This window comes from Gluconobacter potus, assembly GCF_015244705.1.
In the GTDB taxonomy this organism is placed as follows: domain Bacteria; phylum Pseudomonadota; class Alphaproteobacteria; order Acetobacterales; family Acetobacteraceae; genus Gluconobacter; species Gluconobacter potus.
Genome location: NZ_JABCQF010000003.1, coordinates 114,664 through 136,867, shown reverse-complemented (window position 1 = coordinate 136,867; position 22,204 = coordinate 114,664). Strand labels below are relative to the sequence as shown.

General features: G+C 62.9%; 20 protein-coding genes. 5 read left to right on the top strand and 15 right to left on the bottom strand.

What is annotated here, in order from left to right; genetic code table 11:
- Positions 1 to 1,083 carry a chorismate synthase gene (gene aroC, locus HKD31_RS07020; RefSeq protein WP_194264789.1) on the top strand — a complete coding sequence of 361 codons (1,083 nt, stop codon included), beginning with the start codon at positions 1 to 3 and terminating at the stop codon, positions 1,081 to 1,083.
- 25 nt (positions 1,084 to 1,108) lie between these two features.
- Here the strand turns inward: aroC and HKD31_RS07015 are convergent, their stop codons facing one another.
- Complete coding sequence (locus tag HKD31_RS07015; RefSeq protein WP_194264790.1) at positions 1,109 to 1,540, bottom strand: OsmC family protein; 432 nt, start codon at positions 1,538 to 1,540, stop codon at positions 1,109 to 1,111.
- Between the two features lie 461 nt (positions 1,541 to 2,001).
- Here HKD31_RS07015 and HKD31_RS07010 point away from each other — a divergent pair, with 461 nt between their 5' ends.
- Both HKD31_RS07010 and HKD31_RS07005 read left to right on the top strand, forming a co-directional pair.
- Positions 2,002 to 3,855: a ribonucleoside-diphosphate reductase subunit alpha gene (locus HKD31_RS07010; protein WP_370543905.1), complete on the top strand. Its 1,854-nt coding sequence runs from the start codon at positions 2,002 to 2,004 to the stop codon at positions 3,853 to 3,855.
- 25 nt (positions 3,856 to 3,880) lie between these two features.
- Positions 3,881 to 4,900, top strand: coding sequence for a ribonucleotide-diphosphate reductase subunit beta (locus HKD31_RS07005; protein ID WP_062496820.1), 1,020 nt, complete (start codon positions 3,881 to 3,883; stop codon positions 4,898 to 4,900).
- An 18-nt stretch (positions 4,901 to 4,918) separates the two neighbouring features.
- Here HKD31_RS07005 and HKD31_RS07000 read toward each other — a convergent pair whose 3' ends face one another.
- Positions 4,919 to 5,761, bottom strand: a complete 843-nt coding sequence (locus HKD31_RS07000) for a tRNA1(Val) (adenine(37)-N6)-methyltransferase (RefSeq protein WP_194264792.1) — start codon at positions 5,759 to 5,761, stop codon at positions 4,919 to 4,921.
- A 150-nt stretch (positions 5,762 to 5,911) separates the two neighbouring features.
- On the opposite strand from HKD31_RS07000, the gene HKD31_RS06995 reads away from it, so the two are divergent.
- Positions 5,912 to 6,967: a polyprenyl synthetase family protein gene (locus HKD31_RS06995; protein WP_062496815.1), complete on the top strand. Its 1,056-nt coding sequence runs from the start codon at positions 5,912 to 5,914 to the stop codon at positions 6,965 to 6,967.
- A gap of 43 nt (positions 6,968 to 7,010) precedes the next feature.
- Here HKD31_RS06995 and murI read toward each other — a convergent pair whose 3' ends face one another.
- Both murI and HKD31_RS06985 read right to left on the bottom strand, forming a co-directional pair.
- The gene (murI, locus tag HKD31_RS06990; RefSeq protein WP_194264793.1) at positions 7,011 to 7,853 is read right to left on the bottom strand and encodes a glutamate racemase; all 843 of its coding nucleotides are present in this window, start codon (positions 7,851 to 7,853) and stop codon (positions 7,011 to 7,013) included.
- The gene (locus HKD31_RS06985; protein ID WP_041112205.1) at positions 7,853 to 8,599 is read right to left on the bottom strand and encodes an orotate phosphoribosyltransferase; all 747 of its coding nucleotides are present in this window, start codon (positions 8,597 to 8,599) and stop codon (positions 7,853 to 7,855) included. The genes murI and HKD31_RS06985 overlap by 1 nt, the downstream gene beginning before the upstream one ends.
- 207 nt (positions 8,600 to 8,806) lie before the next feature.
- Between HKD31_RS06985 and HKD31_RS06980 the strand changes: the two genes are divergently transcribed.
- Entirely contained in the window at positions 8,807 to 9,043 is a 237-nt protein-coding gene (locus tag HKD31_RS06980) for a hypothetical protein (RefSeq protein ID WP_024716776.1), read from the top strand.
- Positions 9,044 to 9,059: 16 nt separating this feature from the next.
- Here the strand turns inward: HKD31_RS06980 and HKD31_RS06975 are convergent, their stop codons facing one another.
- The 11 genes from HKD31_RS06975 to miaB form a co-directional block, all read right to left on the bottom strand.
- Complete coding sequence (locus tag HKD31_RS06975; protein ID WP_194264794.1) at positions 9,060 to 10,355, bottom strand: citrate synthase; 1,296 nt, start codon at positions 10,353 to 10,355, stop codon at positions 9,060 to 9,062.
- Positions 10,356 to 10,446: 91 nt separating this feature from the next.
- Positions 10,447 to 10,956 carry a SixA phosphatase family protein gene (locus HKD31_RS06970; RefSeq protein ID WP_194264795.1) on the bottom strand — a complete coding sequence of 170 codons (510 nt, stop codon included), beginning with the start codon at positions 10,954 to 10,956 and terminating at the stop codon, positions 10,447 to 10,449.
- Positions 10,956 to 11,291 (bottom strand): chorismate mutase, encoded by a 336-nt coding sequence (locus HKD31_RS06965; RefSeq protein ID WP_194264830.1) that lies wholly within the window; start codon positions 11,289 to 11,291, stop codon positions 10,956 to 10,958. Before HKD31_RS06965 ends, HKD31_RS06970 begins: the two co-directional genes overlap by 1 nt.
- Before the next feature lie 10 nt (positions 11,292 to 11,301).
- The gene (locus tag HKD31_RS06960) at positions 11,302 to 11,988 is read right to left on the bottom strand and encodes a metallophosphoesterase (protein ID WP_011253515.1); all 687 of its coding nucleotides are present in this window, start codon (positions 11,986 to 11,988) and stop codon (positions 11,302 to 11,304) included.
- Between the two features lie 112 nt (positions 11,989 to 12,100).
- Positions 12,101 to 16,636, bottom strand: a complete 4,536-nt coding sequence (locus tag HKD31_RS06955; RefSeq protein WP_194264796.1) for an AAA family ATPase — start codon at positions 16,634 to 16,636, stop codon at positions 12,101 to 12,103.
- A gap of 34 nt (positions 16,637 to 16,670) precedes the next feature.
- Entirely contained in the window at positions 16,671 to 17,306 is a 636-nt protein-coding gene (locus tag HKD31_RS06950) for a thioredoxin domain-containing protein (RefSeq protein ID WP_062496804.1), read from the bottom strand.
- A complete protein-coding gene (locus tag HKD31_RS06945; RefSeq protein ID WP_194264797.1) occupies positions 17,307 to 17,942 on the bottom strand; it encodes a thioredoxin domain-containing protein in 636 nt (211 codons plus the stop codon). It abuts the gene before it with no gap.
- Between the two features lie 55 nt (positions 17,943 to 17,997).
- A complete protein-coding gene (locus tag HKD31_RS06940) occupies positions 17,998 to 18,945 on the bottom strand; it encodes a hemolysin family protein (protein WP_062456716.1) in 948 nt (315 codons plus the stop codon).
- Positions 18,942 to 19,448, bottom strand: a complete 507-nt coding sequence (ybeY, locus tag HKD31_RS06935) for an rRNA maturation RNase YbeY (RefSeq protein ID WP_011253520.1) — start codon at positions 19,446 to 19,448, stop codon at positions 18,942 to 18,944. The genes HKD31_RS06940 and ybeY overlap by 4 nt, the downstream gene beginning before the upstream one ends.
- The gene (locus HKD31_RS06930) at positions 19,417 to 20,598 is read right to left on the bottom strand and encodes a PhoH family protein (RefSeq protein ID WP_194264798.1); all 1,182 of its coding nucleotides are present in this window, start codon (positions 20,596 to 20,598) and stop codon (positions 19,417 to 19,419) included. The genes ybeY and HKD31_RS06930 overlap by 32 nt, the downstream gene beginning before the upstream one ends.
- Positions 20,592 to 21,992 (bottom strand): tRNA (N6-isopentenyl adenosine(37)-C2)-methylthiotransferase MiaB, encoded by a 1,401-nt coding sequence (gene miaB, locus HKD31_RS06925; protein WP_370543906.1) that lies wholly within the window; start codon positions 21,990 to 21,992, stop codon positions 20,592 to 20,594. The genes HKD31_RS06930 and miaB overlap by 7 nt, the downstream gene beginning before the upstream one ends.
- Between the last annotated feature and the right edge of the window lie 212 nt (positions 21,993 to 22,204).

The following is a 22,204-nucleotide window of genomic DNA, read 5'->3' as shown; positions in this document are numbered from 1 at the left end:
ATGTCGGACAACAGCTTCGGGAAGCTCTTTCGCGTCACCACCTGGGGTGAAAGTCACGGACCGGCCATTGGCTGCGTCATTGATGGCTGTTCACCCCGCCTGAAGCTGTCCGAAGAGGACATCCAGCCCTGGCTCGACCGTCGTCGGCCGGGGCAGTCCCGCTTTACCACGCAGCGCCGGGAGCCGGATCAGGTCCGGATCCTTTCGGGTGTGTTTGAAGGGCAGACGACCGGCACGCCCATTTCGCTGATGATCGAGAATACCGATCAACGGTCGAAGGATTATGGTGATATCGCAACCCGCTATCGCCCCGGTCATGCCGACATTGCTTACGACATGAAATACGGCATTCGCGACTATCGCGGAGGCGGACGTTCTTCGGCGCGCGAGACGGCCATGCGGGTTGCGGCAGGGGCCGTGGCGCGTGTGCTGCTCAAAACGCTGGTGGGTGAGGGCGTGAAGATTCGTGCGGCCCTGACGGGAATCGGTGGCCAGACCATCGATCCGTCCCGCTGGGACTGGGACGAAGTCGAGCGCAATCCGCTGTGGTGTCCGGATGCGGAATCCGTAGGTCCGTGGGAGGCGCTGCTCGACTCCATTCGCAAGGATGGATCGTCGATCGGCGCGACTGTGGAAGTCGTTGCGGAAGGTCTGCCTGCCGGACTCGGTGCGCCGGTCTATGGCAAGCTCGATGCCGATCTGGCGGGCGCCATGATGGGCATCAACGGTGTGAAGGGTGTCGAAATCGGGGACGGCTTTGCTGTGGCTGCTTTGCGCGGTGAGCAAAACGCCGATCCGATCGCGCCGGGACCACAGTTCGCATCCAACCATGCCGGCGGCATTCTGGGTGGTATTTCGACGGGGCAGCCCATCGTGGCGCGTTTTGCGATCAAACCGACCAGCTCGATCCTCACGCCTGTTCCGAGCATCACGCGTAATGGCGAGTCCGTCGAGGTGATGACGAAGGGACGACACGATCCCTGCATTGGCATTCGGGCCGTGCCGGTTGCTGAAGCGATGATGGCCTGTGTGCTGGCCGATCACCTGCTGCGCGATCATGCGCAATGTGGCTGGGGGCGCTAGGCCCCAGCCTTCGATACCGGCTGCCTCAGCTTTCGAACGTGGCGTCCAGGGTGATCCTGGCCTTGATGACCTGCGACAGCGGGCAGCCTTCCTTGGCCTTGTTGGCAATGTCCAGAAACTGCGCTTCCGATGCGCCGGGAACCTTGCCACGCAAGGTCAGGTGAGACTGCGTGATGGCAAAGCCTTCGCCGGACTTGTCCAGAGACACCGTGGCTTTCGTTTCCAGGGATTCGGCTTTGAAGCCCGCCTGTTCGAGCATCATGGACAGCGCCATGGTGAAACAGCCGGCATGGGCCGCGCCGAGCAACTCTTCCGGATTCGTCCCGGGCTTGTCTTCGAAACGGGTGTTGAAGCCATAGGGCTGGTCGTGCAGGGCGCCACTCTGTGTGGAAATCGTGCCTTTGCCGTCCTTGAGGCCGCCGGTCCAGTGGGCTGAGGCTGTCTTCTTGATGGTCATGGATCAATGCTCCGGAATGTTGGGTCCTTCTCTCAAACGTGGTCCGTTACGGATCGTTGCCCGGACTGGCGATCACGAAATTTCTCCATTCTGTGACCCACGGCACACACCCAAGGGCGAAGGGAGAGGAGAAGTCTGGGGATAACAGTGAGGTAGCGGCAGTTTTCTGCGATCAGCACTATATATAGGGACATTAACCATTTCGTGCCCTAGATATGGGATGGTTCCAATTCACAGCTCTTCCGAGATTGCAAGCGAACTTCGTGCTTGCGATCGGGTTCGGAGTGATGGAAATGAGTGCTCGAGATACCAGAAATAGATGCCCGGCGGAGAGAGCGATGACCCTTCATGACGTGACAATGGACGTGTCCGACAAGGCTGATCGCGCCCATGATGTGCGTCCGCCTGTCGATCATCCCATCGGTGAAGCGCCGCTACCGGGTGATGCCGATTCTGCAGATATGTTCGACGATGTCGTGCAGCTTCCGGGCCATCATGCCGTGCGGGTGGACCGTTCGCGCGATTCCCTGCTGACGGATTTCGGCAAGGCGACGCTGAACAACCGCTACCTGCTTCCGGGCGAGGACTATCAGGCGCTTTTTGCGCGTGTGGCCTCTTATTACGGCGCGGATGCGGGCCATGCCCAGCGGATCTACGACTACATTTCCCGCCACTGGTTCATGCCGGCCACGCCCGTTCTGTCCAATGGTGGCACCGAGCGCGGCCTGCCGATTTCCTGCTTCCTGAACGAGGCCGAGGACAGCCTTTCGGGAATCGTGGGGCTGTGGAACGAGAATGTCTGGCTGGCGTCCAAGGGCGGTGGCATCGGGTCCTACTGGGGCAATCTGCGCTCCATCGGCGAGAATATCGGCCGCAACGGCAAGACGTCCGGCGTCATTCCTTTCATTCGAGTCATGGACAGCCTCACGCTGGCGATTTCGCAGGGCTCCCTGCGTCGTGGTTCGGCTGCGGTGTATCTGCCGGTCTGGCATCCGGAAGTGGAAGAATTCGTCGAAATGCGCCGCCCGACGGGTGGCGATCCGAACCGCAAGGCGCTGAACCTGCATCACGGCGTGCTCGTGACGGACGCGTTCATGCGTGCGGTCGAGAATGACGAGGAATGGGCGCTGCTGTCCCCGAAGGATCACAGCACGATCCGCAAGGTTTCGGCGCGTGGTCTGTGGATCCGGATCCTGACGGCGCGGATGGAGCAGGGCGAGCCCTACATCATCTATTCCGATCATGTGAACCGCGCCCGTCCGGAGCATCACAAGCTGGCCGGGCTGGAAGTGAAGACCTCCAATCTCTGCGCCGAGATCACGCTGCCAACCGGCATCGATCATCACGGCAAGAACCGTACGGCTGTCTGCTGCCTGTCCTCGCTCAATCTTGAGACCTGGGACGAGTGGAAGGATGATCCGCAGTTCATCGAGGACGTGATGCTGTTCCTCGACAACGTGCTGCAGGACTTCATTGACCGCGCGCCGGACGATATGGCGCGCGCCAAATATGCTGCCGCGCGTGAGCGTTCGGTTGGTCTGGGCGTGATGGGCTTCCATTCCTTCCTTCAGGCCCGGATGATTCCGTTCGAATCCGTGATGGCAAAGGTCTGGAACCGGAAGATTTTCGAATATATCCGCAAGCAGGCCGATGCTGCGTCAAAGCATCTGGCGGAACTGCGTGGCCCGTGCCCGGATGCCGAGGAATACGGCTTCATGGAGCGCTTCTCGCACAAGCTCGCCATTGCGCCGACGGCCTCGATTTCCATCATCACGGGCAATGCCAGCCCCGGCATCGAGCCGATCAGCGCGAATGTGTTCCTGCAGAAGACGCTTTCGGGCTCGTTCTCGGTCCGCAACCGCCACCTGAAGAAAATTCTGGAAGAGCGCGGCTATGACACGGACGAGGTCTGGTCGGCGATCACGCTGAACAAAGGCTCCGTGCAGAACCTCGACTTCCTGACGCAGGACGAGAAGGACGTGTTCAAGACGGCGTTCGAACTCGACCAGCGCTGGGTCGTCGAACATGCCGCCGACCGTGCGCCGTTCATTTGTCAGGCGCAGTCGGTGAACCTGTTCCTGCCGGCCGACGTTCACAAGCGCGACCTGCATCAGATCCATTTCCAGGCGTGGAAGAAGGGCCTGAAGTCCCTCTATTACTGCCGCTCTCTGTCCGTGCAGCGCGCGGATGCCGTGTCCAATCTCGCGGTGAAGAGTGACATTCTGGAAGATGAAAAATACGAAGCCACGGCTCAGGCTGCCCCGCGCGGCGAGATGAGCAGCGGCGATTACGAAGAGTGCCTGTCCTGCCAGTAATGGCGGGATGTGAAAGGACGCGATCATGAGCGACACGACTCCGACCACCGATCATCAGGGCGAGCAGCATTTCGACTTGATGACCGCCAACCCGGTCTACAAGCCCTTCCGCTACCCCTGGGCCTATGACGCCTGGCTGACGCAGCAGCGCGTCCACTGGCTGCCCGAGGAAGTGCCGCTTGCCGATGACGTGAAGGACTGGCACCGGACGCTGACGGAAGCCGAACAGCATCTGGTGACGCAGATTTTCCGCTTCTTTACGCAGGCCGACGTGGAAGTGAATTCCGCGTATATGAAGTATTACAGCCAGGTTTTCAAACCGACCGAAGTGCTGATGATGCTGTCCGCGTTCTCGAATATCGAGACGATCCACATCGCCGCGTATTCCCATCTTCTTGATACCATCGGGATGCCCGAGACCGAGTATTCGGCCTTCCTGAAATACAAGGAGATGAAGGACAAATACGATTTCATGCAGTCGTTCAACATCGACAACAAGCGTGAAATCGCCAAGACCATGGCGGCTTTCGGGGCGTTCATGGAAGGGCTCCAGCTTTTCGCATCCTTTGCGATCCTGCTGAACTTCCCGCGCTTCAACAAGCTCAAGGGCATGGGGCAGATCGTGTCCTGGTCGGTGCGTGACGAGACGCTGCACTGCCTGTCCATGATTCGACTGTTCCGTACGTTCATCCGTGAGAATCCGGAACTGTGGACCGCTGACTTCCGTGAGGAACTGACGCAGGTCTGCCGCACGACGGTCGAGCATGAAGATGCGTTCATCGATCTGGCGTTCGAGATGGGGCCGGTCGAGGGCATGTCGTCCGATGACGTGAAGAAGTACATCCGCTTCATCGCGGATCGCCGCCTGACGCAGTTGGGCCTGGACCCGATCTATGGGCAGGAAAACAACCCGCTGCCGTGGATCGACGATATGCTGAATGCTGTCGAACATGCCAACTTCTTCGAGAACCGTTCGACCGAATATTCCCGTGCGTCCACGTCCGGGACTTGGGAAGAGGCGTTCGAAGGCAACGTCTTCAGCTGAGATCTGAGACGGAGAATCCTAGTCTTCGGGCAGGGCTTCTCCGTCTCTCAGGACATGTTCGGCGGCAGCCGTAAAACGTCCGTCTGCCTCGTGCAGGACCAGCCCGGCCCGCAGCCGGAAGATCCCGCGGCCTCCATGAACCGCGCGGACCAGAACCAGTTTCGCTTCGCGCCCCGCCCGGGGCCAGAAGGGGTAGAACTGGATCGAACCACATCCATTTTCCAGCAATGTCTGACAGGCCCGGTCCGCGACGGCGGTGGACAGGACGAAGGTCAGTGTTCCACCCGGAAGCACCCATTTCGTCAGGGCGCGGATCCACTCTTCCGGCGCAGTTGTCTCCGCGCTCAGGGCCAGACGGCGCCGGCTGTCGGGCGACGGTGTCCCGGAAGGGCTGTGCCATGGCGGATTGGCCATGACGTGATGGAAGCGGCCGTTCGCGGTGGGCGTGAGGACACGCAGGCTCCTGGGGATATCAGGCAGATGGGCCTGAAGGATCCGGAGCCTCGGGATGCCGTCCGAAAGCATGTTGTTCCGGATATTCTGTTCGGCCAGTGCCTGTGTCTCGGGATCGGACTCCAGTCCGACTCCATGCATGCCCGGAATACGGGCCGAGAGGCAGAGCAGGGCAGCCCCTGCACCGCATCCCCCTTCCAGCACGGTTTCGCCTGGTCTTGCGGGGATCGAGGCCGCCATGAGGACAGGCTCAAGGCCGGTCCTGTAGCCCTTGGCGAACTGGTCGTAGCGGACCCGGCCGCCCAGCAGGAAACCCTCTTCCCGTGTGGGGGCAGGAGGGGCTGATGGGTTCCCGGTATGGGACTTCGGGGGCTGCAATGGGTTGACCGTCTTCCTGCTGCCGCTCATATGGTCTTTCCAACCTGTCGTCCGGCGTTACATGGTCCGTTCGTTCTTCCCGTGACAGGAGAGAAAGAACGGGGCCACGCCACATCATATCGTGCCCGTGCGGTCCTGGGCCAGTCTCCGGGTCCGCTGCGGGAACTGGAGTAATGACCCTTGGATTCTGCCGCACCGGACGTTTCTGCGACCGTTGAGAAAGCTGTGGTCAGGGATGCAGGGGGCGAGAGCGCCCTTTCCGCTCTGTCCGCCTACCTGGAACAGGACATGCAGGCCTGCAACCGCGCCATCATCGCGCGGATGGAGAGCCCGGTCCCGCTCATTCCGCAGCTTGGCGCCCATCTTGTCGCGGCTGGCGGCAAGCGTCTGCGACCCCTGCTGACACTCGCCTCCTCCCGTCTGTGCGGCTACCAGTCGACGCCGGAAACCCAGCGTCATGTCGGTCTGGCGGCTTGTGTGGAGTTCATCCATACCGCAACGCTGCTTCACGATGACGTGGTTGATGAGAGCAACCTGCGCCGGGGTCTGGCGTCTGCCAACGCGGTGTTCGGCAACAAGGCCTCCGTCCTGGTGGGCGATTTCCTGTTTGCGCGCTCCTTCCAGTTGATGACGGCGGACGGGTCGCTCAAGGTCATGGCGATCCTGTCCGACGCGTCGGCGACCATTGCCGAAGGCGAAGTCCTGCAGATGGTGACGCAGAACGACCTGTCCACGCCGGTCGATCGTTATCTTGAAGTCATTCACGGCAAGACAGCCGCCCTGTTTGCGGCGGCCTGTCGTGTTGGCGCTGTTGTCGCCGATCGTCCGGAAGCGGAAGAGCTGGCGCTGGACCGTTTCGGGACCAATCTGGGCATGGCATTCCAGCTTGTTGACGATGCGCTGGACTACGCGGCCGACCAGCAGGTTCTCGGCAAGACGGTCGGCGACGACATGCGCGAGGGCAAGATCACGCTGCCGGTTCTGGCCGCCTATGAAGCCGGTTCTCCCGAAGACCGTGTTTTCTGGGAACGTGTCATTGAAAAAGGTGAGCAGACGGAAGCCGATCTGCCGCATGCCCTGGCCCTGATCGAGAAGACCGGCGCCATTGCAACGACGATTGCCCGCGCGCAGGCCTATGCGGCTGAGGCCGTCGATGCGCTGTCGATTTTCCCGGACAGTGAACTGCGTCGTCTCATGACGGAGACGGTTCAGTACACCGTCGATCGCGCCCGCTGAGAAGTTCTGACACGCCCTGTTCCAGAGCGGACAGGGCGTTTTTTCAGGCTTCCACCATGCCCGGTGCGGGAGCCGCGAACACATCCCATTGCGAAAAACCGAGTCTTTGTGCCGCAGCTTCCAGTCTTGCGGCGTCCTGTGGTGCGCAGGTCATCAGAAGTCTGCCGGGTCGGGATGTTGAAGGGCATGGGCCGTCCTGAAGGACAGTCCTGACCTGCCGTGCAACGGCTGGAGCGGGGTCCAGCCAGGTGATGCGGGGGGGAGACAGGCGCTCGAAAGCGTCCATCAGAAATGTGTAATGCGTGCAGCCCAAGCCCACGGTGTCGATCTCGCCTCCATGGGGCTGATTGAAGAGGCAGGTCAGTTCGTATTGTACGTCTGAATCTGCGATGGCCTCACCCAGAAAGGCGCGCTCTGCCAGATCCGCCAGTCGGCGTGCACCATGAGTGATCAGGCGGCAGTCGGGCGCAAAATCGCGATGAAGCTGGAGGATGTAAGGGCGTCGCGCCGTGGCCGACGTCGATAGCAGACCGATGACCCGGCTCTTGGAAACGCGCCCGGCCCAGCGGATCGGTGGTACGCAGCCGACTACGGGAATGTTCAGGCGCTGTCGCAGGGCGGGAAGCGCAATCGTGCTGGCGGTATTGCAGGCAATAACCAGAACGTCGGGCTGGAGGCGCTCGCAGGCGGCAACCAGAAGACTGACGATCCGGGAGGTCAGCAGATCGTCAGGCTGTTCGCCATATGGGAAGAGCGCTGTATCGGCGAGATAGTCGATATGTAGGGCGGGGAGGAGATCGCGCAGGGCCTGCACGACACCCATCCCGCCAATGCCGGAGTCAAAAACCAGACTCCGGCCGGCTGGCACGGATGCGCCAGTGTCCATCAGGCTTCGGCTTTGGCCTTGAGAGCCAGCGCCTCTTCCGCGCTGCTCACGCCGCCATGCTTCTTGGACCAGCCGCAGGGGTCTTCCAGGAAGCGGCGGACCTCGGCGCTGTCCTTTTCGGAGAAGTAGTCACCGCCGGCGCAGGCTTCCAGAACGTCCCACCAGGTGCAGAGCGAGTGGAGCGAGATGTCCATGTCCGCCAGCGTCTTGTGAGCGCCGGGGAACACGCCATAGAAGAACACGACGAAGGTGTGGTTCACGATGGCGCCTGCATCACGCAGGGCATTGGCGAATCGGATCTTGGACGCGCCATCCGTCGTCAGGTCCTCGACCAGCAGGGTGCGCATGCCCTCGGGCACATCGCCTTCGATCTGGGCGTTGCGGCCAAAGCCCTTGGGCTTTTTGCGCACATAGGCCATCGGCGTCATCATCCGGTCCGCGATCCAGGCGGCGAACGGGATGCCAGCGGTCTCACCACCGACGACAGCGTCGATGCTTTCATAGCCGATATGGCGGCCGATCTTCTCGACGGCCAGTTCCATGATCTTGGTGCGGGCGCGCGGGAAGAAAATGATCTTGCGGCAGTCGATATAGACCGGGGACTTCCAGCCGGACGTCAGGGTGTAGGGCTCTTCCGGGCGGAAGTTGATGGCCTTGATCTCAAGCAGGATACGGGCCGTGGTGAGGGCCGCGTCACGGTCCCACTGGGTGCGGCCCGCCATCGGGCTTTCGGCGAACTGGGTCATGCTTGTCTCCGCTGACGTCGTTTTCTCGTGGTTTACCGGGCTGTTGCCGGGAAGGGTAGGGGCAATATGTCCCGCTTCCGGGCTGTGTGAATTTTATCTGCTGCCTGTCAGTGTTACCGGTCCCATCGATCTTCGTGCTTGCATGGGAGCGTCCGGAGTTCTAGGGAGAGATATCGATATTCATTCTCATTTACGGCAGGAACAGAAGTGAGCATAGAGACCAGTCGGATCGGCCGGAAATGCGAACGCGCTGTTGTGACGGCCTATCAGGAACTGCGTGAAGTCGGCCAGCCGGACATGCAGGCCTTTGCGGCCTGCACGACGCTGTATCGCATCCACCATCCCGAATCTTCCGTGAAGGAAGCACGCCGCCTCGTGGCCGAATGGATCGACCATCACGTCGTCCGTCAGGCCCGCGGCCAGACGCCGGGCTGCGACTGCTGAACGCCGGGGAGGCGCTTCAGCGCCTCTCGCTCATGGGGATGAAACTCCGTTCTGCCGCACCGATATAGAGCTGTCTCGGGCGGCTGATGCGAACGGACGGTTCCTCGATCATTTCCTTCCACTGACTGACCCATCCGACTGTCCGCGCGACTGCGAACAGAACGGTGAACATGCTCTTGGGAATCCCGAGAGCCTTGAGGATCAGTCCGGAATAGAAATCCACATTCGGATAGAGGCGGCGGCTGACGAAATAATCGTCCTCGGTCGCCACGCGCTCCAGCTCCATCGCCAGATCCAGTAGAGGGTCGCGCTTGAGTCCGAGTTCCTCGATGACTTCGTGACAGGTTGCCTGAAGGATCTTCGCGCGCGGATCGAAGTTCTTGTAGACGCGATGGCCAAAGCCCATCAGGCGCACGCCGGAATTGCGGTTCTTGACCTCGTTGAGAAAGGCCGGGATGCCGTCGCGGGTGCCGATGGTTTCCAGCATGCCGAGCGCAGCCTCGTTGGCCCCTCCATGCGCGGGTCCCCACAGGGCGGCAATGCCGGCTGCGATGCAGGCATAGGGGTTTGCGCCGGTCGAGCCGACGAGGCGGACAGTCGTCGTGGAGGCGTTCTGCTCGTGATCGGCGTGCAGCAGCAGGATGCGGTCCATCGCGCGGGCCAGCACGGGATTGACCCGGTAATGGTTGCCGGGCCGGGCGAACAGCATGTGCAGAAAGTTCTCGGAGAACGACATTTCTTCATCGGGATAGATGAAGGGCTCTCCGATGGAATATTTATAGGCCCAGGCTGCGATGGTCGGGACCTTGGCGATCAGCCGGCGGGCCGAGAGGTCCCGGGCTTTTGGCTCCGAAATGTCCAGACCGTCATGATAGAAGGCTGAAAGTGCGCCGACCGTTCCGCACAGGATCGCCATGGGATGCGCATCGCGACGGAAGCCGTTGAAGAAGTTCCGGATCTGCTCGTTCAGCAGCCGGTGGGTGTTCATGTCCGTGCGGAACGCCTGATACTGCGCGGCTGTCGGAAGCTCGCCATAGAGCAGCAGATAGGCCGTCTCGGTAAAGCTTGCGTTGAGGGCCAGGTCTTCGATCGGATAGCCACGATGCAGCAGGACGCCCTTGTCACCATCGATATAGCTGATGGCGCTGGTGCAGGTCGCGGTGCTGCCCAGTCCCGGATCGAAGGAGAAGACACCCGTTTTCTGGGACAGGGCGCGCATGTCCACGACATCCGGACCGATCGTCCCTTCCAGAACTGGAAACTGACGGCTCAGGCCATCGAGACCAAAGGTTGCGGAACGGTTTTCGGACATGCAGTTGATAACCCGCCTGGAATGTAAGGATGTTGTTCTGTTTTATCTCTGAAAGGTTTTTTATGTCCAGAGAAGCCCTCCGGACGCTCTTTCAGGATTGGAGGAGCGTAATGGGCTGGATCGTGGACGGCCGGACATCCAGCCATTGCCCCGGAACGCCCAGAACCGTTAGGCCTGCCAGCGGATAAGACCGGTAGAGCGTGGAAAACCGGGCGCTCTGAAGGGCAAGACCGAGAAGATCGCAGGCAAAGTCGCCGATGGTCGGGTTATGGCCGACGATCAGCAGGGTCCCGACGGTTTCCGGCGTAGCGTGAATGAGGCCGTAAAGATCGTCGGCCGTTGCGGAGTACAGGCTGTCTTCGATTTCAAGCGAGGCATCCGTGTCAGAAGCGGCAAGCACGCCCTGCGCGGTCTGCCGGGTGCGGATGGCGGGACTGCACAGGATCCGGATGGGGGAAGGCAGGTCCAGTGTGGAAAGCTGTCTGCCGATGCTGGCGGCCTGCTCCTGTCCCTTCGGGGTCAACGCGCGGGCGCGGTCACCCTTCTCCGTCAGGACATGGGGGACGGCCTCGGCGTGACGCAGAAGCAGGAGACGGCGCATCAGCCTTCCGATGCCCGGCGGGCGTCTGCGGCGATGGCTTCGTGATGGCGGATGACCTCACGGATGACGAAGGCCAGGAACTTCTCGGCGAAATCCGGATCCAGATGGGCATCGCGGGCAAGCTGGCGCAGGCGTTCGATCTGACGCGTCTCACGGGACGGGTCGGCTGGCGGGAGATGGGCGCGGGCCTTGAGCTTTCCGACTTCCTGCGTACAGCGGAAGCGTTCTGCCAGCATATGGATCAGGGCGGCATCGATGTTGTCGATGCTCGCGCGCAGGCGTTCGAGTTCGGCCAGGGCAGGGTCGGAGGCAGCCGGCTTGGATGTGTGAGGCATGTTGGAGGGCTCAGGGCTCATTCAGATCGATCCATGCAAGATGGCCGCCTTTTCCGGCACCGAGATCGGTAAAGACAGCCGTGCCCCCCAGACGTCCCGTCCGGCGCCAGGGGCGTCCGTCGGTCGAGCGGCGGTCATGGCCGACATAGACCGTCATCCCTTCAGGGATGCGGTTGATCCAGGTCAGGCGGCGTTCGGGATAGCCATCCGGCTGCATGCGGCCGGTGGTTTCACCAAAAAGGGCGCGGGACAGCGGCGCGGACATCTCGCCCAGACCCGGCACCGGGGAATGGGAGAGCATGGCCGTATGAAATCCGCCATGCACGAACAGGGAGCGGCCGATCCGCAGCCATGTCGGCGCCTGATCGATAGCCCTGTAGGCGCGTTCGGGAAGCCCCTCATATTCCGGCAGCGAAATTTGGCGCAGCGTCTCCTCAAGCGGGGGGTCACGCCGCAGGCGCCTGCCTTCGAGGGCGCGGCCCAGCTTGCGGTCATGGTTGCCGAGAATGAACAGCCCACGCTGCTGCTCCAGAAGTTCGAGCATCAGTTCCATCACGCCGGCGCTGTCGGGGCCGTGATCGACGAGGTCTCCGAGCTGGATGACAAAGCGGTCGGTTGCGGTGGCATGACGGAAAGCGTTGAAATCACCATGCACGTCTCCCACGACACGGATGCCGTGTTCACGGATTCGCGTCATGATGGGTTCGGGAAGGGGTGGATCAACGAAGATGGCGCGTGCTTTCCGGTTTTCCTTCTATCAAAGGGCCAGAACGGTCCAACGTCAATTTATCTGTTTGAGAAAATTGACCTCAGCCGTCCACAAGCGCGACGGCGCGCCCCAGATCGACTGACAGGACCCGGCTTACACCACGTTCCTGCATCGTGACACCATAAAGACGATCCATGTGCGCCATTGTCAGCTGATGATGCGTCACGACCAGGAAGCGCGTGCCGGCTTCCTTTGTCATGTCGGACAGCAGGGAGCAGAAACGCTCGACATTCGCATCATCCAGCGGCGCATCGACTTCATCGAGCACGCAGATCGGCGCGGGGTTGCAGCGGAAGGTTGCGAAGATCAGCGAAAGCGCAGTCAGGGCCTGCTCGCCACCCGAAAGCAGGGAGAGCGTCGAGAGCTTCTTGCCCGGTGGCTGGGCGAAGATTTCCAGTCCCGCTTCCAGCGGATCATCGCTGCCGACCATGCCCAGATGCGCGCGTCCGCCGCCGAACATGCGCGCGAACAGGGACTGGAAATGCCGGTCCACTTCCGAGAAGACCGCCAGCAGGCGCTCGCGTCCTTCGCGGTTGATCGTGCCGATCCCGCCGCGCAGCCTGTTGATGGCCGCCGTCAGTTCGGCGTGTTCGCGGGCGATGGTCTCGGCTGTTTCGCGCGCTTCCTCGAACTCGGCTTCGGCTCGCAGATTGACCGCGCCCAGGTCTTCGCGCTCGCGGGTCAGGCGGGAAAGGCGGCGGCGGGTCGAGGTCTCGGCCTGTTCGGAAAGATCGGAGGGGTAGGCGGCGCCCTGTGCTCCGCCTTCAGGCGGTTCGCTGTCGGCCAGCAGGCGTTCGCGGGCGGCGATGGCCTGTTCGGCGCGCTCGGTCAGGCGTGCGATCGCTTCGCGTCCTGCCGCCAGTGCCAGGTCGGCGTTGCGGCGCTGCTCCTGCGCTTCCAGCCCCGCAGCCCCCGCCGCTTCGTCCCGGGTACGTGCCACGTCATAAGCGTTCTGGGCATCCGTCAGGGTCTGATCGTGACCGGCGAGTTTCCGTTCCAGCTCGGCAGGGACTGCGCTGTGCGTCTGAAAGCTGTCCCGCAGTTCGTCCCGTCGGCTGCGGAGATGCGCAAGACTGGCTTCTTCGCCCGCGATCCGGGTGCCGAGTGCCTCAAGCCGGGCACGGACCGCAGCCAGGGCGCCTGTCAGACGGACGTCTTCAAGAGACAGGCGGGCGCTTTCGGTCCGGGCGGCATCCAACAGATGGCGTGTTTCGTGAAGGGGCGTCGTGGCGTCCAGAACTGCCTGTTCCAGCACCGCAGGATCCGGCCTCTCGGCCAGCTCGGCCGTTCGTCTGGCATGATCGTCGCGCAGGCGGCTGACGAGGTCGTGCAACTCCCGCTGACGCGGTTCCAGCGCGGAACGCCGGGCGAGGGCCGTTGCGGCGGACTGGTCGAGTGCCTGAAGCTCCCGCGTCAGGCGGGTGGCGTCTTCACGGCTTTTCCGTGCCGCCTGCGATGCTGCCTCGGCAGAGGAACGTGCCTGATCGAAAACCTGCTGCGAGGCCTGAGACGCGGCTTGCAGTGTGGGGATATCGGGCCGGTTGTCCTGCTGCTGGAGTGCAACACGCTGGGCCGTCAGACGCTCGTGTTCCTGCTCCAGCCGCGTCAGCCCTTCATCCAGATCCCGCAGGCGGGTGAGCGTGCTGTCATGCCGCAGAAGAGCCTGATCCAGGACGCGTGCTGCGGTGTCCGCGGCGCTCCGTGCATCCTGAAGCCTGCTGCTGGCGTTTCGCAGGGCATTGCGGGCGTTTTCAGCGTCCTGAGCGCTGGTCTGTGCCCTGAGCAGCAGGTCGTCGGGAGCGGGATGGGCTTCCAGTTCGGCTTCGGCCTGTGTTGCTGCGCCCTGGGCAGCTTCCAGTGTAGCCTCGGCGTCCTTCAGGCGCTCTGCGGCCTGTTCCCACTGGGTGCGGGCCAAGGCTGCTTTCTGCTCGATCCGCGATGCCACGGTCCGGGCTTCAGCAAGCTGCGGCTCAAGCGCTGTGCGGTCGCGACGCAGGGCCGCAAGGGCCGTTTCGGCCTGTTCGCGCGCCTCGATGGCTGTGGTGCAGGTCTGGCTCAGGCGGGGCTGATCGGCCTGATGGGACTGAAGCAGGGCATGGGTTTCCGTCAGACGGCGCCGCTGTTCCAGCCGGGCTGCTCCGGCATCCGGGGCATCGGCAGAGCGGGTAAATCCATCCCAGCGCCAGAGCGCGCCGCTGCGGCAGACCAGAACCTGTCCCGGCTGAAGGGTTTTTTGCAGATCCGGTCCGGCGCTGGCATCCTCAAGCAGGAATGCGGCGTCCAGACAGCGCTGGAGCGCCGCAGGGGCCTGAACGAGATCCGAGAGTGGACGACAGCCCGCCAGTTCCGCGACGGTAAGCCGGTCCAGAGAGCGCCAGCGCCGGTCGGCGGGAATGCTGTCCGGGGCCAGGGACGCGTCCAGCCCGTCCGCCAGCACTGCCGCGACGGCGCGGGCCATGTCTGCCGGGAGGTCCAGCGCGTCTTCCAGCGGATCGGGCTGGGCGGCAACAGCGTTGAGGCTCTGCTCCAGCCCTTCGCATTCGCCCTGTGTGCGCAGGATGAGCGTTTCCAGCGCGGACAGGGTCTGCCGGGCCTGTGCTTCCTGTTCGCGCGTCTCTGCCAGTGTAGCTTCCGCCTCTGTGAGAGCCTTTTGCAGACCTGTCAGGCGCTCTTCGGTCTGCGTGACGGTATTGCGGGCGTCCTGAACGGTCTGTTCGGGCACAAGGGCAGCCCGGGCCGTTGTCTCCGTTGTAGTGGCCAACTGAACCTTCTGCCGCGCCTGATCGAGGGACTGCCGAGCCTGTTCAACGGTTCGGAGAAGCGCCTTGCGACGCTGCGTGCCTTCTTCTGCCGCAGCGCGGGTTTCCAGCCAGAGGGCGCCGAGCCGCTCCTGTTCCTGACGGGCGTGGTCCTCGCGCTCGCGGGCTTCGGTCAGGGCCTGTGCCGTGTTGTCGCGGGCTGTTTCAAGATCCGCTCTTGCATCTCCGGTCAGCAGTGCGGCCTGAGCGGTATTCCGTGTGGTCCGGTCCTGCGAGATCTGGGTCTGGGTCGTCTGAAGACGTCTGTCCAGATCGGCTTCCGTGGCCTGAAGCGCTTCGAGGCGGCTTCTGCCTTCAGCCAGTGCCCGTCCGTCCAGCTCGGCCTTGAGGCGCGCCTCCTGCAACGCGGTTGTGCAGTCCTGTTCCCGGCCGCTGGCGAGCTGCGCCTGTTCCTGCATCGACGCGGCTTTCTGACGCAGCGTCTCCAGTGTATCGTTATCGGGTGTCGCCTGATCCAGTGCCGCGATTTCCGCCTCAAGAGCGTCCAGCGCGCCGATTTCCGCATCCAGACGAAGGGTCAGGGCATCCAGCCCTTCCATCACGCCGTCCCTGCGGATGGCTTCGGCATCACGCAGGCGGGTCGCATTTTCCAGAGCGAGGGCCTGCTCCTTTTCGAGCGCATCGAGACGTTCGCACTCTGCTGTGCAGGATGAGCGCAGACCGGGCAGAGCGGCTATTTCGGCTTCAAGGCCTGCACATTCTTCCGCGGCCTTCTGCCCGGCTTCTCGGTCCGTCGTCAGACTGGCTTCGCTTCGGGTCAGGTCTCCTTCGGCCTGTTCAAGACGCAGGCGGGTTTCGGACTCGGTCTGCCGGGCGCGGTCGAGATCCTGCTTCAGGATTTCGGACTGGACCTTCAGCCGCTCCAGAGCGCTGCGAAGACGGTCCGTTTCCTCGCGGGCCTGCGGGGCGGCCTTGCGGGCCTCGAACTCGGCCGTGGCGGCGGCTTCGGCGGCCAGCTCGGCCTTTTTCAGGTCTTCGCGCGCCTTGGCCAGATCGTCCCGGCTGCGCTGGACGGCCAGATTGGCGCGGGCATGGAGCAGGGCGTGAAGCTCGGTTTCCGTCTGGCGGATTTTTTCGGAAATCTCGCGGTATTTCCGGGCCTGGACGGTCTGGCTTTCAAGACTTTCGAGGCGTTCCTCAAGCTGAAGGCGCAGGTCTTCGGCGCGGGAGAGGTTCGTCTCGGTCTGGCGCAGCTTGAGTTCGGCGTCGTGACGTCTGGCATGCAGACCGGTGATGCCCGCGGCCTCTTCGAGCAGCAGGCGCCGTTCCTCGGGCTTGGCCGCGATGAGCTGGCCGACGCGGTTCTGGCTGATGATGGCGGAACTGCGCGCGCCGGATGCCAGATCGGCAAACAGCGTCTGGACGTCACGGGCGCGCATGACGCGGCCGTTGATGCGGTATTCGCTGCCTGATCCGCGCTCGGCCCGACGGCTTATTTCCAGCTCGTCCGCGTCCTGAAACGGGGATGGGGCCAGACCGGTCGCATTGCTGAGATGAAGCGTGACCTGAGCGATATTGCGGGCCGAGCGCGCGCCGGTGCCCGCGAAGATCAGGTCATCGAGTTCTCCGCCTCGCAGCGCACGGGCGGAGGTCTCGCCCATGGCCCAGCGCAGGCCTTCGACGACATTGGATTTTCCGCAGCCGTTCGGCCCGATGATCCCCGTCAGGCCCGGAAGGATATCGAGACGCACCTCATCGGCGAAACTCTTGAAACCGCCAATGCTCAGGCGGTCGATCGTCGTGGCGCGGCTCGACATCAGGGTATGGAAATACTGGCCCTACCTTAGCGGATCAGGACGCCTTGGCGACGAGATCGGCGAACTTTTCGTAGGTTTCCGGATCCTGGTCGTAATGCGTGTTGTTGAAGCGGAAATACGGCGTGCCCTGGATGTTGTAGGTGTCCGAATCCTTTTTGACCTGATCGAACAGCGCCTCGGCGAACACGTTATCCTTGCTGATGGCGTCGAACTGCGCAGCCGAAACGCCGGCGAGAGCGGACATCTGTTGCAGGCGCTGCATCGGGTCGCCACCGGATGCGAAGGCCCACTGCATCTGGCTGGAGAACAGGGCTTCGAGGAAGGGGACGTAACGCTCTTCCGGCAGGGAGCGGGCCACCATGGCCGCCGTCAGGCCGACGCGATCTCCGCAGAAATCATGGAACTGATAGCGGATCTTGCCGGTATCAATGAGCTGTTCCTTGATCTTGGGGAATTCTTCCGTCGCGAAATGCGCGCAGTGCGTGCAGGTCAGGGAGAACCATTCCTGAACCAGGACCTTGGCATTCGGGTTGCCGATGATACGCGGGCTCAGCCGGGCATCGGTCGAACCTGCACCGGCCGCGCGGGCCGTGCCGGCGGCAGTTCCGGCCACGGCGAGAGCCGGCGCGGCAGAGACGAAAAAGCGGCGGGAAAGGGAAAGACGGGTCATTCAGGAAGCCTTTGCAACTGCTTTGGCGAAATCATCATAGCTCCCGACCACGTCGGGCGCGGGAACATCATTGATGCGGAAATATGGCGTGCCCTGGATCTGGAGGAAAGCGCCGTCACGGTCCTGCCTGTTGATAATGGCCTCGCGCAGGGCATTATCGGCATTGATCTTGTCGAATTCGGCAGCACTCACGCCGAACAGCGCCGCGCGCTTTTTCAGCTCAGCCACGGGGTCAATATTCTGTGCGAAGGCCCACTCGTCCTGATGGTCGAGCAGATCCGTCACGAAGGGCTCGTACCGATCGGCGGGCAGGGAGCGTGAGACCATGGACGCCAGCAGGGCGACCTGATCAAGCGGAAAGTCATGGAAGCGGTAGCGGATCTTTCCCGTGTCGATCAGGTTCTTGCGGATCTGGGGAAAGATCTCCTGCGCGAAATGGGCGCAGTGCGAGCAGGTCAGCGAGAACCACTCGTCCACGATCACCTTTGCATCCGGCAAGCCGATGACCCGGGGCCCCATGCGCGGATCGCTGGCGGGCAGGTCATCCGCCCGTGCAAACGGCACGGCCGCACTGGCCACAAGGGCCATTCCGGAAACGAGAAGGGTACGGCGGCCGAGAGGCTGGTCGGCAGACATGGGCGGGGCTCCGCTGGAAACGATGTGCTACTCGAACGATGAACCGGGGCCTCCGTCAAGAGCCCCGGTCATCTTCCTGCGTCTTGAGAGCGGGAAGCGGCTTGTTTTCCCAGCCTTCCGGAACTCGCATGCGCAGGGAGCGGATATGCCGGGCATCCGCATCCAGCACCCGGAATTCCAGGCCGCTTTCATGGGTCAGCACCTCGTCCTTGGCCGGGACATGCTCGGCCAGACGGAAGACCAGCCCACCGACCGTCTCGATCTCGGCCTCGCGTTCGGCATCCGTCAGTACGGCGCCAAGCCGTTCTTCAAGCTGCCGGACAGGGAGACGGGCATCGATGTCGAACGAACCGTCCGGGCGCTCCACCCACATGGTCGTGACCGGATCGTCATGCTCGTCGGAAATGTCGCCCACGATGGTCTCGATCAGATCCTCGATCGTCACGAGCCCGTCGATGCTGCCATATTCGTCGATCACGAGGGCCATGTGCATCTGGCGCTGACGCATCTGAAGCAGCAGGTCCAGCACCGGGATGGTCGGTGCGATCATCAGCGGCTGACGCAGGAGCGGGCGGATATCGAAGGCTTCCGGATCGCCGACATAGGCGATCAGGTCCTTCACATGGATCATGCCCGCGATGTCATCGAGCTGGTCGCGATAGACCGGAAGGCGGGAATGGTTTTCCCGGCGCATCAGGTCGAGCGCTTCGTTGAAGGGCAGGGCTTCGGGCATGGCGACGATGTCCGCGCGCGGGATCATGACGTCATCCGCCGTGATGTCCCGCAGGCGCAGCACGTTCATGATGAGGGCGCGTTCCTGCCGGTCGAGTTCCGGTTCGTCGCCTGCATCCTCGGTCGGCTGTCCGGCTTCCTGAACGAGGGTGGCGATGGACTCGCGCAGGCCCTGATCGCGCCCGCGGCGGTTGAAAAGTCCGAAAAGGCCGCGGGAAGGGCGGCTCTTGCCCGACTCTTCGGTCGGGCGGTCGTGTGAATCGTCACTCATATCCGGACACTCCCAGCCTGCTGCCAGTTCCCCTGGCGCCAAGGATCCCCAAAACCGAGGGACCGCAGGGTACGGGTCTCAATTCCTTCCATTTCCCGGGCCTCGCCGGGATGATGATGATCGTAACCGGCAAGATGCAGTGCGCCATGCACCACAAGATGCGACAGATGCGCCCTCAGTGAGCGCCGGGCAGCCGCTGCTTCGCGGCGTACCGTCTCGTAACCCAGCACGATGTCTCCGCCATGCATGGGCGAGAGAGGCTCGAACGTCAGGACATTCGTGGGCTTGTTCTTGTCCCGGAAGCGCGCATTGAGGCGCTTGACGATCCGGTCTGTCGCCAGAAGGATCGAAGGAGCCGGAGACTGCGTGAAGTCGGGTCCACCCTGACGGGCGACCGCGACGAGGGCGCGCCGGATTGCACGCTCCGTCCCCGGAACCGAGGCGCGCCAGCGCGCGTCCTCGATGATGATGTCAGTACCGGCGTGTCGACTTGGAGGTTCCATTGTTTTCCCGGCGCAGCCTGTTCCGGAACACGTCCCGGGGGGCTGGCGCTTTCTGTTCATAGGCATCGACGATACGGGCAACCAGCGGATGGCGCACCACATCTTCTGAAGAAAAGCGCGTGATGCCGATTCCCTTGATGCCTTCGAGGGTCTCGACCGCTTCACGCAGACCGGATGATACACCATTCGGCAGATCGATCTGACTCAGATCGCCCGTAATGGCCATGCGTGTGCCTTCGCCCATGCGGGTGAGGAACATCTTCATCTGGGCTGCGGTCGTATTCTGGGCTTCGTCCAGAATGACGTAGGAATGAGCCAGGGTACGTCCGCGCATGAAGGCGAGCGGCGCCACCTCGATCTCACCCGTCCCCATGCGGCGCACCACCTGATCGCCCGGCATCATGTCATGCAGGGCGTCATAGAGCGGACGCAGATAGGGATCGATCTTTTCGCGCATGTCGCCGGGCAGGAAACCGAGGCGCTCACCAGCCTCAACGGCCGGGCGCGACAGCACGATCCGGTCCACCTGTCCGGCCAGCAGCATGCCCACGGCCTGCGCCACGGCCAGATAGGTCTTGCCCGTACCGGCCGGGCCAATGCCGAACACCATGTCGGTATTGGCCAGCATTTCCATATAGGCGGCCTGACCATGCGAACGCGGTGCGATGACGCCGCGCTTGGTCTTGATGGCGGGCAGATCCCCGAATGCCGTTGCGGGCGCGTTATGCGGCTTGCCATGGCCCTTTTCCGGGCGCCGATGACCGTTGTTGCCACGCGGGCGTTCTTCGGGAGCGGGCCGGGCCTGCCTCGTGTCGACCGGCCGTTCCGGGCGGCTCGGCAGGGCCGTCAGGCGGATCACGCCATCGACCTGCGAGGCATCGATCGTGCCGCCCTGTTCGAGCTGGTTGTACAGCGCGATGATGGCCGCCTGTGCGCGGCCGACCGATTCCGTCTCTCCGGAAATGGCGATCTTGTTGCCACGACAGGACAGCTTGACGTCGAATCCTTCCTCAAGCCGGACGAGATGCCGGTCGTGGTCCCCCAGCAGGCGCTGGAGCAGGATGTTGTCGTTGAAGCGAAGGGCAACGGTGCGGTTGCCTTCGGAGCCACTGCTGGTGGCGACGGGACGGGTCGGGTGCGTTGTCAGCAAGCGGAGGCTGTCTCCCGGATCAGGGTGCCGCCCAGGGAGTTGGTGCGGCGCGTGGTGATGGCGACCTTGACGGTGGACCCGATCAGATGATCCGGCCCGTCGAAATGAACGGGTTGCAGGTAAGGCGAACGCCCGGCGATCTGCCCGGGCTTGCGGCCCCGGTTCGTCACCAGGATTTCCTGCACCGTTCCGACCATGTCGGCATTGAAGGCGTCCTGCTGTTCGCGCAGAAGCGCCTGCAGTTCGGCCAGACGACGATCCTTCACGTCCTCGGGCACCTGCATCGGCTGGCCAGCAGCTGGGGTGCCAGGACGTGGGGAATATTTGAAGCTGTAGGCCATGGCGAAACCGATATCGCGCACGAGCTGCATCGTCGCTTCGAAATCCTCTTCCGTCTCGCCGGGATGACCGACGATGAAATCGGAAGACAGGGCTAGATCCGGACGGGCCTCACGCAGCTTGCGAACGCTCTCGCGATATTCGTCCGCCGTATGGCCGCGGTTCATGGCCTTGAGGATCCGGTCCGAGCCGCTCTGCACCGGTAGATGCAGGAACGGCATGAGTGCGGGATTGTCCCGGTGCGCGTCGATCAGGCTCTGATCCACGTCGCGGGGGTGGGACGTCATGTAGCGGATGCGGCCCAGACCGGGGATCTGCGCGAGCTGTTCGACCAGTCCCGCCAGCGTCGCACTGCCGCCCTTGCCGTCATCGCCGTGATAGGCATTGACGTTCTGCCCGAGCAGCGTGATCTCGCGTACGCCGCTTTCCGTCATCCGGCGGGCTTCGGCGAGAACCGAAGCGACCGGGCGGCTCGTTTCCGCACCACGGGTATAGGGCACGACGCAGAACGAACAGAACTTGTCGCAGCCTTCCTGAATGGTGAGAAACGCCGTGAGATTGCCCTGTGTCTGTGGGGCGGCATCCGTGGGCAGGAAATCGAATTTCTGCTCGACCGGGAAATCCGTCTCGATCACAGCCCCACCCGCACGGGCGGCGCGAGCCACCATTTCGGGCAGCTTGTGATAGGTCTGCGGCCCGAGCACCAGATCCACATAAGGCGCGCGGGAGAGGATGACTTCACCCTCCGCCTGGGCCACACATCCCGCAACCGCGATGATGGTCCGGTCAGCCCCATGGCTCATCCGCTCGTCGCGGATCTTGCGCAGGCGACCAAGCTCGGAAAAGACCTTTTCGGTTGCCCGTTCGCGGATATGGCAGGTGTTGAGGATGACCATATCGGCGTCTTCGGGGCGCTCGACCGGGCCATAACCCAGCGGCCGCAGGACATCGGCCATGCGTGCGCTGTCATAGACATTCATCTGGCAGCCCCATGTAATGACATGAAGGCCCCGTGGAGCAGGCCCGGTGGGCGCGGTGTCGGAAGAGGCAGGCACGGCTGGGGAAGTTGGGGCAGTCAAGGTCTCGGTCCGGGAATGGCAGAATCAGGCACACACATCGGGGCAGACATCCACGGGGTCAAGCCTGTTCCGGAGAACGGCGAACCGAATGTCACGGGCCGACGGATTGTCAGACGGGCCTGAATGGGTATCACCACCTCCGGACACGCAGGCTGGATTACCGCCGTGTCATGATCCGAAGGTGGCGT